The following is a 13,326-nucleotide window of genomic DNA, read 5'->3' on the forward strand; positions in this document are numbered from 1 at the left end:
GCGGGCACGTCCCGACTCAGCGGCTCAAACCAGCACACCGACGAGCAGCACCGCCCAGGCGGCGACACAGGCACCGATGGACACATGGACGATGCTGGCGACGAGCAGTGCGTCGCCCCGCGAGCGGCTCAGCGCGCAAAGCCCGTGGTACAGCGTGCCGCAGGAAAGGCCCAGCCCCAGCACCATGGCGCAGGACCCCAGCAGCGGATCGGGCGCCAGCACCCCCAGCCCCGAGAGCCACATCGGCACCGGGCCGATCGCGGCGAGCCGATAGGCATCGTCGTGGCCGAGCGGCAAGCCCACCGTCCTGGCCACCTGCTTGAGCAGCCAACCCAGCAGGACGAAGCTGAACACCTCGGCGATGAACAGGAATCCCATCAGGTCCTGGACCGGCTTGCGGCTCAGCATCTCGGGCAAGTAGCCCGTCTGCCGACCGCTCGCCACCAGCAGGGACACCGGCGTCACCAGCACCGCCGGCAGGACGAGGAAAATGAACAGACGCTGCACATCGAGGCGCCGCTCGATCAGCTCGGGCCAGGCGCTATCCAGCGAGATCGGTATCCTGGACAAACTACGAAGGTTCATGCGGCACTCCCGACAAGGTGGTCTCGAGTGCGTAAATAATATCATGTTGTGATACTAAATTCAATCATGAAACCAGCATCGACGCGCGCGGGCAAGGCAGGGGCCACGGTGGGCAAGCGCGACTACGAACGCTTGTCCGACTTCCGACATCGCCTGCGCCAGTTCCTGCGCAACAGCGAATTGCTGTGCAAGCGCTTCGGCCTGACCGCCCTGCAATACCAGCTGCTGCTGCATGTGATGGGCTTCCCGGAACGCAGCTGGGCCACGGTGGGCGAACTGGCGCAGCGGCTGCAAGCGCATCACCATGGCGTGGTGGCGCTGGTCGACCGCTGCGCCGAGCTCGGCCTGCTGGAGCGCCGACCGGGCCGCGAGGATCAGCGCGTGGTGGAGATCCATCTGCTCGAGAAGGGCGAGCGCGTGCTGGAGGAGCTGGTGGCGCTGCACAAGGGCGAGCACCGGGCGCTGCTGAAGGAGTTCGGCGCAACGCCGTGACGCAGCATTTTTGCGCATATCGAAAACCGCTTTGCTTCGTGGCGGCGGCGGCCCGGGCTGACTAGATTGGGCGGCTTCACCGACCCTTTGCGAAGCCATGCGCCCCCAGCACCTCACCCGCCTTGCCCCCCTCCTCGCCCTCGGCCTGATCCCCTGCGCCGCCCAGGCCACCAACGGCTACTTCTCGCATGGCTACGGCGTCAAGGCGCTGGGCCAGGCCGGCGTGGGCATCGCCTGGTCGCAGGACGCGCTGGCGGCCGCCACCAACCCGGCCGGCACCGCCCTGGTGGCGGAGCAGGCCGGGCCGCAGGCGCGCCTGGACCTGGGCCTGAGCTGGTTTGCGCCGCGCCGCAGCGCCGAGATCCAGGGCAATGCCTTCGGCGCGGATGCCAGCTATAGCGGCAACGGCAGGAAGAACTTCTTCATCCCCGAGTTCGGCTATGTGCGCGCCTTGTCGCCGCGCCTGAGCGCCGGCCTGGCCGTGTACGGCAACGGCGGCATGAACACCGAGTACGTTAGCAACCCCTATGCGCGCTTCGGCGCCAGCGGCACCGCAGGGGTGAATCTGGAGCAGCTCTTCGTCGCGCCCTCGATCGCCTGGAAGCCCGGCGCCGACCACAGCCTGGGCCTGGCCGCCAACATCGCCTACCAGCGCTTTGCGGCCCAGGGCCTGGGCCTGTTCGCGGGCTTCTCGCAGGCGCCCGGCCAGCTCAGCGACCGGGGCACGGACAGCAGCCTGGGTCTGGGGTTGCGCCTGGGTTGGCAGGCACGCCTGAGCCCCGAGCTGACGCTGGGCCTGAGCTGGGCCTCCAAGGTGCGCGGCCGGTTCAAGGACTATGCCGGCCTGTTCGCCGATGGCGGGCGCTTCGACGTGCCCGAGAACTACGGCATCGGCCTGGCCTGGCAGGCCGGCCGCGACTGGACCCTGGGCGCCGATGTGCAGACGATCCGCTACAGCAGCGTGGCGGCGGTGGGCCACTCGCTGGCTCGCCTGCTGCAGGGCCAGCCCCTGGGTGCGGCCGAGGGCCCGGGCTTCGGCTGGCGCGACCTGACGGTGCTCAAGCTGGCCGTCAGCCACCAGCTCAGCCGCGAGCTGACGCTGCGCGCCGGCATCAGCCATGCGCGCCAGCCGGTGCCGGCCGGCGAGACCCTGTTCAACATCCTGGCCCCCGGCGTGGTGCAGGACCATGTCTCGCTGGGCGCGAGCTGGCAGCTCGGCGGCGGCGAGCTCAGCGGCTACTTCGCCTACGCCCCGGGCAAGACGGTGCAGGGCAGCGGCTCGATCCCGACGGGCCTGCCGCCGGCCGGCTTCGGCGGCGGCAATGCCCATGTGCGCCTGCAGGAGACCCTGCTGGGCATCTCCTACGGCTGGCGGCTTTGATAGCTTGCCCGCGGCGGGCCGAAATGCTTTGCTGAATTTCTTCGAGGACAAGGCCCGGGCCGCGCGCGAAAAATGCACAACGCATAACGAGAGCCCTGCAACGTGAATTTCCAGCAATTGCGATCCGTCCGCGAAGCCCAGCGCCGCGACTTCAACCTCACCGAGGTGGCCAACGCCCTGCATACCTCGCAGCCCGGCGTGAGCCGCCAGATCCGCGAACTGGAGGACGAACTGGGCATCGAGATCTTCGTGCGCGCCGGCAAGCGTCTCACCGGGCTCACCGAGCCGGGCCGCCAGGTGCTGCCCATCGTCGAGCGCCTGCTGCACGAGGCCGACAACCTGCGGCGCGCCGGCGACGACTTCGCCCGCGCCGGCAGCGGCACGCTGCGCATCGCCGCCACCCACAGCCAGGCGCGCTATGCGCTGCCGCCGGTGGTGCGCGACTTCCGCGCCGCCCACCCCGACGTGCTGCTGCACATGCAGCAGGGCTCGCCGCAGCAGGTGGCGCGCCTGCTGCTGGACGGCGATGCCGATGTGGGCATCGCCACCGAGGCGCTGGCCCAGTACGACGAGCTGGTGGCCCTGCCCTGCTACCGCTGGACCCACACCGTGCTGGTGCCGCCCGAGCATGCGCTGGCGCGCGAATCGGCCGAGGGTCAGGTCTTGACGCTGGAGCGGCTGGCCCAGTTCCCCATCATCACCTACGAGAGCGGCTACACCGGCCGCTCGCACATCGACGACGCCTTCCGCGCCGCCGGGCTGGAACTGAACGTGGTGCTGGTGGCCATGGATGCCGACGTCATCAAGACCTATGTGGAGCTGGGCCTGGGCGTGGGCATCGTGGCCGCCATCGCCTACGACGAGGAGCGCGACAAGCAGCTGCATCCGATCGACGGCCGGCACCTGTTCGCCGACAACATGACGCGGCTGGCGGTGCGCAAGGACGCCTATCTGCGCGACTACGTCTACGCCTTCATCTCCACCTTCGCCGCGCCGCTGACGCGCGCGACCGTGGCCGAGGCCAGGCTGGGCCTGCTGGCGGCCTGACACAAGCTGGGGAGCAAGGCCCCATCGCCACCCGAGCTTCGAGATCCCCGTTCTACCAACCGACACAGGAAAGCACATGACCAGCCTACGCCTGGGCGACCTCGCCCCCGACTTTGAACAGGACTCCACCGAAGGCCGCATCCGCTTTCACGCCTGGCTGGGCGAAAGCTGGGGCGTGCTGTTCTCGCACCCCGCCGACTTCACGCCCGTCTGCACCACCGAGCTCGGCCGCACGGCCAAGCTCAGGGACGAGTTCGCGCGCCGCAACGTCAAGGCCATCGCGCTCTCGGTAGACCCGGTGGACAAGCACCATGCCTGGATCGCCGACATCAACGACACGCAGGGCACCGAGCTCAACTTCCCGATCCTGGCCGATGCCGACCGCAAGGTCAGCGAGCTCTACGACCTGATCCACCCCAACGCCAGCAGCACCGCGACGGTGCGCTCGCTTTTCATCATCGATCCGGCCAAGAAGGTGCGCCTGATCATCACCTACCCGGCCAGCACCGGGCGCAACTTCGACGAAATCCTGCGCGTGATCGACTCTCTGCAACTCACCGACGAGCACAGCGTGGCGACTCCGGCCAACTGGAAGGAGGGCGACGATGTCGTGATCGTGCCCTCCTTGCAGGACCCGGCGCTGCTGAAACAGAAGTTCCCGCAGGGCTGGGACGCGGTGCGCCCCTATCTGCGCTACACCGCGGCACCAAAGCGCGCCGCCTGAGGCCAGGCCGGCAGCCGGGCCGGTGGCACGGCCTCAGGGATTGCGCGGCAGCACCGTCAGCACGCGCACGATGAAGGCGTGCAGTTCGCTCATGTAGTTCTGCAGGAACTGCCGGGTGCCCTCGTCAGTGACCTCGCCGTCGGCGGTGATGAGGCCGGGCTTGAACTGGATATAGGCCTCCACCTGGTTCATCAGGGGCGAGTTGCAGAAGCACAGCACGCCGCGCAGGCTCTGCTGTGCCACCGCGGTGCCGATGGCGCCCGGCGAGGTGCCGATCACGCCCGAGGGCTTGCGCGTGAACGAGTTCTTGCCCCAGGGCCGGCTGGCCCAGTCGATGGCGTTCTTCAGCGCGCCGGGGATCGAGCGGTTGAATTCGGGCGTGACGAACAGCACCGCGTCGACATCCGCGATGGCCTGCTTGAAGGCGCGCGCCACCGGCGGATAGTCGGCGTCGTAATCCTGGCTGTAGAGCGGCAGGTCCCTGATGGCGATCTCGCTGAGCACCAGCTCGGGCGGCGCCAGCCGCACCAGCGCCTTGGCGAGCAGGCGGTTGATGGACGTCGACGAGAGGCTGCCGACGAAATAGCCGACCTTGTAGCTGGCCATACGCTGCTCCTTGGAAGTTTGGGCCGGAGCCTGTTTCTACGCCGATGGGGATGGGGCCACAAGCGTTTTCCGCGCGGCGGCGACGGTGATGGCCGCATGGCCGCGGTGATGCATGAACTCGCGCAGCACCAGCAGGCTCGCGGCCGCCTCGCGGCCGCGCGGCAGCCCCTGCAACGCACCGGTCTGGCCATGCGCGGCCAGGGCCAGGCGCTGGAACCACTGCTCGACCAGCTCCACCGTCAGGGTCGGGCCGGACACCGCGGCCCAGGCCTGCAAGGCCGGCGCCGTGCTCCAGAGCGCGGCACCGTGCGCCGCCGGAGCCACTGGAGCCCCCGGCCGCATCACCTCTTCCTCGATGAAGTCGATGGCGCGCTCGATCTCGCCGGAGCGCGGCGGATCGTGCCGGAACAAGCTGCCGGCGATCTGCGTCGCTGCGGTCTCAAGCAAGGCATCCAATTCGTTAGCCTGTGATCCTGCATCGGTGGAAGGGCTGACATTCGAGGCAAGGCGGGTCAGATCATGGGTGCTCACGGCATACCTTTCGAGTTTGGCCCGCGCGCGCCTCAGGCCTTGCGGATCCAGCTCGGCGCGATCGCCGTGCCCAGGCCGGCGCCGTAGCCGAGGTAGATGTTCAAGCCGGCCAGCGGCTCGAGGTAGCGCGCATTCTTCAGGCCACCGGCGTCGACCACCGCAAAGCCGAGGCTCTGCGCGATCGCGCTGGCGGTCTGCTTCGCGCGCGCGCTGTCGCTGGCCACGAACACCTCGACCTTGCGGCCCTGGCCGAAGTCCGGGCCCTCGGCCAACACCTGCGCGAAGACCGTGTTGAAGGCCTTGACGAGCTCGACACCGGGAAGCGCCTTGGCGATCTCCTCGGCCGCCGAGCTGCTGTGGCCTATCGTCAGGCCCATGTAGTCTGCCGTCAGCGGGTTGGTGATGTCGATCACCACCTTGCCCTTGAGCTCGCCGACGGCCTGCAGCGCGCCGACCGCATCGGCATAGCCGGTGGCGAGGATGAGGGCATCGGCGTCGGCCGCTGCGCCGGTGGAAGCCACGGCCTTGGCACCGGGGTTGGCGGCGGCCAGCTGGGCCGCCTTGGCGCCGTTGCGTGCCGTCACGCTGACCTGGTGGCCAGCGCGGACGAGTTGGCTGACAAAGGCCGAGCCCATGGGGCCGGCGCCTATGACGGTGATCTTCATGACTTGTTTCCTCGGGTTGCTGCAGCGATTTGCTGCGATGACTGAAACTGTAGAAGCGCCGCGGATAGAGATAAACAGGCCAAACAAGGTTTGACTATCTCGCCATACGAGACAATCTCGGCCCATATGGACAAGTTCACCGAAATGCAGGCCTTCGTCGCCGTGGCCGATGCCGGCAGCTTTGTCAAAGCCGCCAAGACGCTCGGCGTCTCGAAAGCGGCGGTCTCGCGCTACCTGGCGGAACTTGAAGCGCGCCTGGGGGTCAGGCTGCTGCATCGCACCACGCGCAAGCTCTCGCTGACACCGGAAGGCGAGGTCTTCCAGGCGCGCTGCCGCGACTTGCTGGGCGGGGTCAGCGAGGCCGAAGCCGAAATCACCTCGAGCAGCGGCGAGGCCAGCGGCCTCTTGCGCATCAACGTGCCCTTCTCCTTCGGCCTGCTGCACCTCGCGCCGCTGTGGGCCGAGTTCATGGCGCAGCACCCGCAGGTGGTGCTGGACGTGACCCTGGCCGATCGCGTGGTCGACCTCGTCGAGGAGGGCTTCGACATGGCGGTGCGCATCGCGCGCCTGCCCAACTCGTCGCTGGTGAGCCGGCAGCTCACCTCAACACGCATGGTGCTGTGCGCCTCGCCGACCTATCTGCGAGCACGCGGCCACCCCGGCCACCCCGCCGAGCTGGCCGACCACGACGTGCTGACCTACAGCCTGTTCTCGATGGGCGAGCAATGGGAGTTCACGGGTTCCGAGGGGGCGGTCACGGTCAGGGTGAGGCCGCGCCTGCGCACCAACAGCGGCGACACCTGTCGTGTGGCCGCGCTGCGCCACCAGGGCATCGTGCTGCAACCCAGCTTCCTGGTCGGGCCCGACCTGCAGGCCGGCACCCTGGTGGAAGTGATGCCGGCCTGGCGCTCGATCGAGCTGGGCGTCTACGCGGTCTATCCCTCGCGCAAATTCGTCTCGCCCAAGGTCCGGCTGATGATCGATTTCCTGGCCAAGGCCTTCCGCACGCGCGCCTGGCCCGCGTGAACGCTCAGCGCCCGAAGCGCAGCGGCGCAAAGGCCGCGGCCTCGGTATAGGGCGTGCCCCCCTCGATCAGGTCGGCCAGCAGCCTGGCGCTGGCCGGCCCCAGGGTGAAGCCCTGATGGCCATGGCCGCAGTAGATCCACAGCCCGGGGTGCCGCGGCGCCGCGCCGATGAGGGGCTTCATGTCGGCGCTGCAGGGCCGGCTGCCCAGCGCCAGCGGCAGGCGAAACGCCGGTTCGGCCGCGGCGAGCGCGCACCCATCCAGCGCCCAGAACCAGAATCTCTGGTGCCATGAAATCGCTGTTGCTGTCGTCACTATGAGCTAGCGGCTGTAGGCGACTCGGGTGCCGGGCTATGCCTCGACGCGGCTGCTCGGGTCGCGGTCGCGCTCGTAGTGTCGGGCCAGCGGAAACGGCGGCAGCCAGGACTCGCGGCGGAGGGTCCAGATTTCGTAGCTTGGCGTCAGCTGATCGGGCGCATCCAGCGAGCCCAGGTTCACCTCGACCTCGTCGGCACTGCGCGAGAACACGGAGGAGCCGCAGCGCGGGCAGAAATGCCGCCCGGCGTACGCGCCCGTCTCGCCCTCCACCACCAGCGCCTGCTGCGGAAACACCGCCGACGCATGGAACAGCGCGCCGTGATGCTTGCGGCAATCGAGGCAGTGGCAAATGCCGACCCGGTAGGGCCGCCCCGATACCACCATGCGCACCTGGCCGCACAGGCAGCCTCCGTTGAATCGGTCCATGCTGTGTCTCCTTCCGTGCCGAGCACCGGCATCGAATGGCAGCATTTTGATTCAGACCGTCATCTCGCGCCGCCCCCGCTCGGGCGCTCCTCGACCGGCCCCGACAGGCTGTGCAGGAAAGCGATCAGCTGCCGCGCCTCGTCATCCGACAGCCGGATCGGCTGCCGCCCCGCCACGGCGGCACCGGGGCGGGCCAGCTCGGTCTGGCCGGCGGCGGCGGCCGGTGCGCGCCGGTAATGCGCCAGCACCTCGTCCAGCGTCGCCAGTTGGCCGGCGTGCATATAGGGCGGACGCAGCGCGATATTGCGCAGCCCCGGGGTCTTGAACGCGCCCTCCATGGCGGGGTCCTGGTCGGCCATGAAGCGCAGCTCGGCGCAGGCCTCGGCCGGCGCGTCGCTGTAGCGGCCCAGGCAGTTGAACTCGTCGGCCTGCACCTTGGCGATGGCCGGCGCGCGGCCGCGGTCGGGGCGGGCGGGGTCGCGCGGCGGCACGCCGGTGTTGTGGAAATGCTGGTCGCTGAACAGCGGGCCGTTGTGGCAGGTGGAGCACTGCGCCTTGCCGATGAAGAGGCGCAGGCCCTGCACCTCGTCGCGCGACAACTGCTGCTGCCCGGCCGCAGCGCCGGCCTGCAGGGCCTGCACATAGCGGTCGAAGCGCGACGCGCCGTAGGCCAGGCTGCGCTCATAGGCGGCCAGGGCCTTGCCCAGGTTGGCAAACACGCGGTTGACGCTGTCGCGCTGCGCCTCGCTCATGCGCGACCAGGCCTGGCGCTCGTCGGGCGTGCCGGCCGGGGCGGCATCGGCGGGCAGCCCGCTGAGCGGAGGGAATGGCCCGAACACGGCCTCGTAGCCGGGGCGATGGTGGCTGCGCAGTTGCTGCACCAGGCGCGTGCGGTTGCTGCCATGCTCGAGGCCGTCTTCCAGGGGCCCGAGCGCCTGCGACCACAGGCTGTCCTTGCGGCCGTCCCAGAACAGCCAGGGGCTGTGCGCCGCCGCGGGCACGCTCATGGTGCGGCGCTGGCCCGTGCCGACACCGCGGCCCAGCGCCCGGTCGTCCTGGAACTGGCGCTGCGGGTCATGGCAGCTGGCACAGGAGACCTTGCCGTCGCGCGACAGGCGCGCATCGGCGAACAGCTGCCGGCCCAGCGCCGCCGCCGCGGGCTGGTCGGCCACGGCATTGGAGGGGTCCGGCGGCGGCGCGGGCAGGCGCGCCAGGCTCATCGAGGCGAGCTGCGCGCGCTCGGCCTGCGACCAGCGCTCGCCGCCCGCGGCCTCGCGTCCGGCGCCGCAGGCGGGCAGCGCGAGCAGCATGGTGGCGATCAGCAGGGCTTGGTGCATCATGGGGTCTCCCTTCAACAAGTGCCGGCGTCAGCGCTGCAGGCCGGCGTCGGTCATGACGAGGTTGAACACGGTCTGGTCGCGCGCACCGGCCGCATCGATGTCCAGGCGCAGATCCCACCAGCCGGTCATGCTGAACTTCATGCCCTCGATCACATAGGTGCCGGGGATGGGTTCCTTGGTGACGCGCGGTTGGGTGGGCAGGCCATGGCCATGCTGCGGCATGCCGCCGGCGATGCTGATGCGCGCCTGGCTCACCGGCTGGCCCTCGGCGGTGGCGAGCTTGAGCCGCCAGGCATGCATCTGGCCGACGGCCGGGCCCTGCGCGGGCGGCTCCATCGCCACCACGAAGCGGCGCTGCACGCTCGGGTGCTGCAGGCTCAGGTCGAGGTCGGCCGGCGGGGTGCCGCAGGCCGTGAGCAGGCCCGCCAGCGCGGTGCTGGCGGCGGCGACCAGGGCGAACGAGAGGGAAGATCGAGACATGGTGAGGACTCCTTGCTGAAGCTGAACGGATTGGCGGTGCGAACTTTCGTTGGCGCCGCCGCCGCGCGACAGCGGATTGCGATCGGCCGTCGGATTCCATCCGGCAAGGGTTGGGTGCGGCGATCGAACGGTCGATCCGGCCGCTCAGGCGCAACCCGGCCCGCCGGGCGGCCCCGTCGGTACCGTTCGCCACCGTTCGGTCGACAGCAGGCACCACTGCGGCATTGCCGCGCACGGCTCGTCTCATACGGCTTTCGGCCCGGCGCCGCGGCGCCGAAAGTCTGGCTGTCGACCACATCCCGTCGTCGACCAAACTCAAGGACTTTTCACCATGAACGCCAACCAGCAAACCCCCAGCATCACCACCAACAACTGCGGCTGCGCCGCCTGCCCCGGCCAGCAATGCCCCTGCGGCTGCCAGCCAGGCGCCACGGCGCAGGCTTGCGCCTGTGGCCCGCAATGCAAGTGCGGCGCCAATTGCGCCTGCCCCAAGGCCTGAGCCCGCGGGTGCGGCAAGCCCACCCTTGCTGCCCCGCGCTTGGCGGGCGGCATGGGTGGCCCTAGAGTGGCACTGTTGCCCGCTCAGCGATCCAGACCCGGCCCAAGCCCATCATGTCGTCTTCCAAGTTTCGAACCGCCAGCCTCTGGCCCGACACGCTCGGCGGCGCGCTGCGCATCGCCCTCGTCGCCGCGCTGGTCTGGGCCCTGGCGGCGACCCTGCTGTTCTTCCTCGCCCCGGGGCTGGAGACCTTTCCCCGGCTGCTGATGTTCTCGGAATGCGTCGGCCTGACGATGCTTGTCTGCACCCTGCTGCTCAGGCGCACGCGCCATTTCGCGCAGCTGCAGACCGGCACGCGCTGGCTGCTCACCGGCGCGATCGCGATCCCGACCGGCTATTTCGTGGGCCACCAGATCGCCTTCCTGCTGCTGGGCGAGCCGGCGCGCATGGTCGGGCATGAGCAGGTCAGCGTGGTTCCCATCATCTTCACGGTGCTGGTCGGCGGGCTGGCGCTGCATTACTACGCCACGCGCGAGCAGCTCGCCAACGAGGCCGCCACGCGCTCGGAAGCGCAGCGCCTTGCGGTCGAAGCGCAGCTGCGCCTGCTGCGCGCGCAGCTCGAGCCGCACATGCTCTTCAACACCCTGGCCAATGTCCGCTCGCTGCTCAGGGAAGACGTGGGGCGGGCCGAGTCGATGATCGACCAGTTGATCGTGTATCTGCGCAGCGCGCTGGCGGCCTCGCAGACCGAGGCGGTGACGCTGAGCCGCGAGTTCGCGCAGCTGCGCGCCTATCTGGACATCATGTCGCTGCGCATGGGGCCCAGGCTGAGCTACCGGCTCGAATTGCCGGGCGCGCTCGAAGCCACCCTGGTGCCGCCGATGCTGCTGCAACCGCTGGTGGAGAACGCCATCAAGCATGGCCTGGAACCCAAGGTCGGCGCGGGCAGCATCGAGGTGGTGGCGCGCGCCACCGCGGCGGGCATCGAGATCCGCGTCAGCGACAGCGGCCTGGGCCTGCCGGCCGACGAAGACCCCGGCCCGTCCGCGCGCCCCGCCAACGCCAGCTATGGCCTGCAACATGTGCGCGATCGACTGCGCACCGTCTATGGCCCGGCGGCCCGGCTCAGCCTCGAGCGGCGCGAGCCCACCGGCGTTAGCGCCGTGGTGTGCATCCCCCACTGAGCCGACCCTTATCGACGCCTCGAGGAAACCGACATGACCCTGCCCGCCCCGCCGACCGCCGTGATTGCCGAAGACGAACCCGTGCTCGCGCGCACCATGTGCCGCCTGTTGGCCGAGGTATGGCCGGCGCTGCACATCGCCGGCGTGGCCGAGGACGGGCTGCAGGCCACCGAGCTGGCGCTGGGCCAGCTGCCCGACGTGATGTTTCTGGACATCAAGATGCCCGGCCGCACCGGCATCGAGGTGGCCGAGGCCGTCGCCGACGAATGGCCCGAGGGCAAGCCCGAACCGCTGTTCGTGTTCATCACCGCCTATGACGGCTTTGCCGTGTCGGCGTTCGAGCGCGCCGCGGTCGACTACCTGCTCAAGCCCGTCACCAACGAGCGCCTGCGGCAAAGCGTCGAGCGGCTCCAGGCCAGGCTGGCCGAGCGCGCCGCATCACCGCATGCCGGGGACATGGCCGCCCTGATGCAGCGCATGCAGTCGGTGGCGACGCAGGAGGCCGCGCCGCGCGAGCGCATCAAGGTGATACGCGCCGGTGTCGGCAACACGGTGCGCATGATCCCGCTCGCCGAGGTGGTGTGCTTCGAGGCGACGGAAAAATACGTCAACGTGGTGACCCCGGCGGGCGAGGCCCTGGTGCGCATGAGCTTGCGCGAGCTGATGGCGTCGATCGACTCGGAGGACTTCATCCAGGTGCATCGCAGCGTGCTGGTGAACTCAAGCTGCATCGTCAGCGCAACGCGCGATGAGAACGGGCACTACAGCCTGAGCGTGCGCGGCCTGCAGCGGCCGCTGAAAGTCAGCCGCGCCTTCAGCCATCTGTTTCGCCCGATGTAGGCGGGCCCTGGGGCGGCGCCGACGCCTCGGCGGCGTCCAGCCCCCAGGACATCCAGTCCTCGCCGAAGAGTTCGGACGGATGGAGCGTGGCCACGCTGCCATTGCCGCACATCATCGCGTCCGCGGGACAGTATTTGTCGCAACCCCAGCAGATACGCGAGGGTTGCGCGGGATGGATCGGGAATCGCTTGGCCATGCGGGCCCTTAAAGATACATTTCTCATGCATCTTAAGCGTTTCCCTGCCGGCGTCAAGCGCGCGCGCCGATCATCTTCCAGCCGTTGCCCGAAGGGTCACGAAAGCCCGCGTCGACGCTGCCATAGCGTTCGACCGGCTCCTGCGTGAATTCCACCCCCAGGCCGCGCAGGCGCTCGTAGGCGGCGCGGCAGTCGTTTACCACCAGCACCAGCGGCGGCATCGCGCCCTTGGCGACCAGCGCGCACAGCGCCTGGGCGGTGGCTTCATCCTGCATCGGCGGCCCGGGCTCGAAAAGGCCGAGCTGGAACGAGGGCTGTTCCGGGTGCTGCACCGTCAGCCAGCGGAAAGCGCCGTTGCGCACGTCGGTGTGAACGCGAAAACCCAGCTTCTCAACGTAGAACGCAAGCGCTTCGTCCTGGCTGCGCACATACAAGCCGACCACATCGATACCTTGACTCATGGAGCCTCCTGTTCATTTCGAAGGCTTGTTTGTAGCGCCCGCCGCGCGGCGCCGCTTCTCCGAAACTGCCATGACCAGACCGGGGCGCTGGGCGGCGCTGACGATGCAGTGGGGCACGCGGTCGAGCTGCTGGCCCTGGGATCGCCCGCGCTCGCGGTTGGCGCTGGGGCTTTCGCCGGTGACATCCCGAAAGGTGCGGCCGAAGGTGCCCAGGCTCTCCCAGCCGGTCTGGAAGGCGATCTCGGTGATGGGCAGCTCGGTGTCGCGCAGCAGCGCGGTCGCGCGCTCGATGCGCCGCGTCAGCAGGTAGCGGTGCGGCGGCACGCCGAAGGCCTGCTTGAAGGAACGCGCGAAATGCGCGGCGGAGACGCCGCTGACGTCGGCCAGCCGGGCCACCGGCCAGGCCTCATGCGACGCGGCATCGATGCGGTCCTTGGCGCGCAGCAGGCGGCGCAGCAGTTCGGGGTCTTGGCTTGAAGGCAGTGCGTCGGCGGGCATGGCGGCGGTCTCGGCCGCTAGCTTAGCGC

19 protein-coding genes are annotated in these 13,326 nt (G+C 69.4%); 8 read left to right on the forward strand and 11 right to left on the reverse strand.

Annotated elements, in window-relative coordinates; genetic code table 11:
- Window positions 1-24: 24 nt before the first annotated feature.
- Entirely contained in the window at window positions 25-585 is a 561-nt protein-coding gene (locus tag AC3WQY_RS11810) for a YIP1 family protein (protein ID WP_492708552.1), read from the reverse strand.
- Window positions 586-651: 66 nt separating this feature from the next.
- Between AC3WQY_RS11810 and AC3WQY_RS11815 the strand changes: the two genes are divergently transcribed.
- From AC3WQY_RS11815 to AC3WQY_RS11830, 4 genes are all read left to right on the forward strand, one after another.
- The gene (locus tag AC3WQY_RS11815) at window positions 652-1,077 is read left to right on the forward strand and encodes a MarR family winged helix-turn-helix transcriptional regulator (protein WP_492708554.1); all 426 of its coding nucleotides are present in this window, start codon (window positions 652-654) and stop codon (window positions 1,075-1,077) included.
- A gap of 97 nt (window positions 1,078-1,174) precedes the next feature.
- Window positions 1,175-2,458, forward strand: a complete 1,284-nt coding sequence (locus AC3WQY_RS11820) for an OmpP1/FadL family transporter (RefSeq protein WP_492708556.1) — start codon at window positions 1,175-1,177, stop codon at window positions 2,456-2,458.
- A gap of 102 nt (window positions 2,459-2,560) precedes the next feature.
- On the forward strand, window positions 2,561-3,505 hold the full coding sequence (locus AC3WQY_RS11825; RefSeq protein WP_492708558.1) for a CysB family HTH-type transcriptional regulator: 945 nt from the start codon (window positions 2,561-2,563) through the stop codon (window positions 3,503-3,505).
- A gap of 76 nt (window positions 3,506-3,581) precedes the next feature.
- The gene (locus AC3WQY_RS11830; RefSeq protein WP_285235342.1) at window positions 3,582-4,229 is read left to right on the forward strand and encodes a peroxiredoxin; all 648 of its coding nucleotides are present in this window, start codon (window positions 3,582-3,584) and stop codon (window positions 4,227-4,229) included.
- 33 nt (window positions 4,230-4,262) lie between these two features.
- Here the strand turns inward: AC3WQY_RS11830 and AC3WQY_RS11835 are convergent, their stop codons facing one another.
- The 3 genes from AC3WQY_RS11835 to AC3WQY_RS11845 all read right to left on the reverse strand — a co-directional run bounded on the left by AC3WQY_RS11835 (window position 4,263) and on the right by AC3WQY_RS11845 (window position 6,031).
- Window positions 4,263-4,835: an NADPH-dependent FMN reductase gene (locus AC3WQY_RS11835; protein WP_285235341.1), complete on the reverse strand. Its 573-nt coding sequence runs from the start codon at window positions 4,833-4,835 to the stop codon at window positions 4,263-4,265.
- 36 nt (window positions 4,836-4,871) lie between these two features.
- Window positions 4,872-5,282, reverse strand: a complete 411-nt coding sequence (locus AC3WQY_RS11840) for a hypothetical protein (protein ID WP_492708561.1) — start codon at window positions 5,280-5,282, stop codon at window positions 4,872-4,874.
- A 116-nt stretch (window positions 5,283-5,398) separates the two neighbouring features.
- Window positions 5,399-6,031 carry an NADPH-dependent F420 reductase gene (locus AC3WQY_RS11845; RefSeq protein ID WP_492708563.1) on the reverse strand — a complete coding sequence of 211 codons (633 nt, stop codon included), beginning with the start codon at window positions 6,029-6,031 and terminating at the stop codon, window positions 5,399-5,401.
- A 126-nt stretch (window positions 6,032-6,157) separates the two neighbouring features.
- Here AC3WQY_RS11845 and AC3WQY_RS11850 point away from each other — a divergent pair, with 126 nt between their 5' ends.
- Window positions 6,158-7,057 carry a LysR family transcriptional regulator gene (locus tag AC3WQY_RS11850; protein ID WP_492708565.1) on the forward strand — a complete coding sequence of 300 codons (900 nt, stop codon included), beginning with the start codon at window positions 6,158-6,160 and terminating at the stop codon, window positions 7,055-7,057.
- Window positions 7,058-7,061: 4 nt separating this feature from the next.
- Here AC3WQY_RS11850 and AC3WQY_RS11855 read toward each other — a convergent pair whose 3' ends face one another.
- From AC3WQY_RS11855 to AC3WQY_RS11870, 4 genes are read right to left on the reverse strand one after another with little or no spacing between them, the layout of a single operon-like run.
- Window positions 7,062-7,370: an NAD(P)/FAD-dependent oxidoreductase gene (locus tag AC3WQY_RS11855; protein WP_492708567.1), complete on the reverse strand. Its 309-nt coding sequence runs from the start codon at window positions 7,368-7,370 to the stop codon at window positions 7,062-7,064.
- 36 nt (window positions 7,371-7,406) lie between these two features.
- Window positions 7,407-7,799 carry a GFA family protein gene (locus AC3WQY_RS11860; protein ID WP_492708569.1) on the reverse strand — a complete coding sequence of 131 codons (393 nt, stop codon included), beginning with the start codon at window positions 7,797-7,799 and terminating at the stop codon, window positions 7,407-7,409.
- Between the two features lie 59 nt (window positions 7,800-7,858).
- Complete coding sequence (locus AC3WQY_RS11865; RefSeq protein ID WP_492708571.1) at window positions 7,859-9,139, reverse strand: cytochrome-c peroxidase; 1,281 nt, start codon at window positions 9,137-9,139, stop codon at window positions 7,859-7,861.
- Between the two features lie 27 nt (window positions 9,140-9,166).
- On the reverse strand, window positions 9,167-9,619 hold the full coding sequence (locus AC3WQY_RS11870; RefSeq protein WP_492708573.1) for a FixH family protein: 453 nt from the start codon (window positions 9,617-9,619) through the stop codon (window positions 9,167-9,169).
- Between the two features lie 331 nt (window positions 9,620-9,950).
- Between AC3WQY_RS11870 and AC3WQY_RS11875 the strand changes: the two genes are divergently transcribed.
- The 3 genes from AC3WQY_RS11875 to AC3WQY_RS11885 all read left to right on the forward strand — a co-directional run bounded on the left by AC3WQY_RS11875 (window position 9,951) and on the right by AC3WQY_RS11885 (window position 12,142).
- Entirely contained in the window at window positions 9,951-10,118 is a 168-nt protein-coding gene (locus AC3WQY_RS11875) for a hypothetical protein (protein WP_492708575.1), read from the forward strand.
- Between the two features lie 113 nt (window positions 10,119-10,231).
- Window positions 10,232-11,302 carry a sensor histidine kinase gene (locus tag AC3WQY_RS11880; RefSeq protein WP_492708577.1) on the forward strand — a complete coding sequence of 357 codons (1,071 nt, stop codon included), beginning with the start codon at window positions 10,232-10,234 and terminating at the stop codon, window positions 11,300-11,302.
- Window positions 11,303-11,335: 33 nt separating this feature from the next.
- Complete coding sequence (locus AC3WQY_RS11885; protein ID WP_285235331.1) at window positions 11,336-12,142, forward strand: LytR/AlgR family response regulator transcription factor; 807 nt, start codon at window positions 11,336-11,338, stop codon at window positions 12,140-12,142.
- Here the strand turns inward: AC3WQY_RS11885 and AC3WQY_RS11890 are convergent.
- Genes AC3WQY_RS11890 through AC3WQY_RS11900 form a run of 3 tightly spaced genes read right to left on the reverse strand, consistent with a single transcriptional unit; the run spans window position 12,117 to window position 13,297 of the window.
- Complete coding sequence (locus AC3WQY_RS11890; RefSeq protein ID WP_492708579.1) at window positions 12,117-12,338, reverse strand: DUF3079 domain-containing protein; 222 nt, start codon at window positions 12,336-12,338, stop codon at window positions 12,117-12,119. The two genes, AC3WQY_RS11885 and AC3WQY_RS11890, sit on opposite strands and share 26 nt — an antisense overlap.
- A 53-nt stretch (window positions 12,339-12,391) precedes the next feature.
- On the reverse strand, window positions 12,392-12,799 hold the full coding sequence (locus tag AC3WQY_RS11895) for a VOC family protein (protein WP_492708581.1): 408 nt from the start codon (window positions 12,797-12,799) through the stop codon (window positions 12,392-12,394).
- A gap of 12 nt (window positions 12,800-12,811) precedes the next feature.
- Window positions 12,812-13,297: a helix-turn-helix transcriptional regulator gene (locus AC3WQY_RS11900; protein WP_492708583.1), complete on the reverse strand. Its 486-nt coding sequence runs from the start codon at window positions 13,295-13,297 to the stop codon at window positions 12,812-12,814.
- Window positions 13,298-13,326: the final 29 nt, after the last annotated feature.

It is taken from the genome of Roseateles sp. FW301-B2, from assembly GCF_058788955.1.

Bases quoted from the DNA above. Each gene is read 5' to 3' on its own strand.
- AC3WQY_RS11810 (WP_492708552.1), bottom strand. From the start codon at position 585: ATGAACCTTCGTAGTTTGTCCAGGATACCGATCTCGCTGGATAGCGCC.
- AC3WQY_RS11815 (WP_492708554.1), top strand. From the start codon at position 652: ATGAAACCAGCATCGACGCGCGCGGGCAAGGCAGGGGCCACGGTGGGC.
- AC3WQY_RS11820 (WP_492708556.1), top strand. From the start codon at position 1,175: ATGCGCCCCCAGCACCTCACCCGCCTTGCCCCCCTCCTCGCCCTCGGC.
- AC3WQY_RS11830 (WP_285235342.1), top strand. From the start codon at position 3,582: ATGACCAGCCTACGCCTGGGCGACCTCGCCCCCGACTTTGAACAGGAC.
- AC3WQY_RS11835 (WP_285235341.1), bottom strand. From the start codon at position 4,835: ATGGCCAGCTACAAGGTCGGCTATTTCGTCGGCAGCCTCTCGTCGACG.
- AC3WQY_RS11845 (WP_492708563.1), bottom strand. From the start codon at position 6,031: ATGAAGATCACCGTCATAGGCGCCGGCCCCATGGGCTCGGCCTTTGTC.
- AC3WQY_RS11850 (WP_492708565.1), top strand. From the start codon at position 6,158: ATGGACAAGTTCACCGAAATGCAGGCCTTCGTCGCCGTGGCCGATGCC.
- AC3WQY_RS11860 (WP_492708569.1), bottom strand. From the start codon at position 7,799: ATGGACCGATTCAACGGAGGCTGCCTGTGCGGCCAGGTGCGCATGGTG.
- AC3WQY_RS11865 (WP_492708571.1), bottom strand. From the start codon at position 9,139: ATGATGCACCAAGCCCTGCTGATCGCCACCATGCTGCTCGCGCTGCCC.
- AC3WQY_RS11870 (WP_492708573.1), bottom strand. From the start codon at position 9,619: ATGTCTCGATCTTCCCTCTCGTTCGCCCTGGTCGCCGCCGCCAGCACC.
- AC3WQY_RS11875 (WP_492708575.1), top strand. From the start codon at position 9,951: ATGAACGCCAACCAGCAAACCCCCAGCATCACCACCAACAACTGCGGC.
- AC3WQY_RS11880 (WP_492708577.1), top strand. From the start codon at position 10,232: ATGTCGTCTTCCAAGTTTCGAACCGCCAGCCTCTGGCCCGACACGCTC.
- AC3WQY_RS11885 (WP_285235331.1), top strand. From the start codon at position 11,336: ATGACCCTGCCCGCCCCGCCGACCGCCGTGATTGCCGAAGACGAACCC.
- AC3WQY_RS11890 (WP_492708579.1), bottom strand. From the start codon at position 12,338: ATGGCCAAGCGATTCCCGATCCATCCCGCGCAACCCTCGCGTATCTGC.
- AC3WQY_RS11895 (WP_492708581.1), bottom strand. From the start codon at position 12,799: ATGAGTCAAGGTATCGATGTGGTCGGCTTGTATGTGCGCAGCCAGGAC.
- AC3WQY_RS11900 (WP_492708583.1), bottom strand. From the start codon at position 13,297: ATGCCCGCCGACGCACTGCCTTCAAGCCAAGACCCCGAACTGCTGCGC.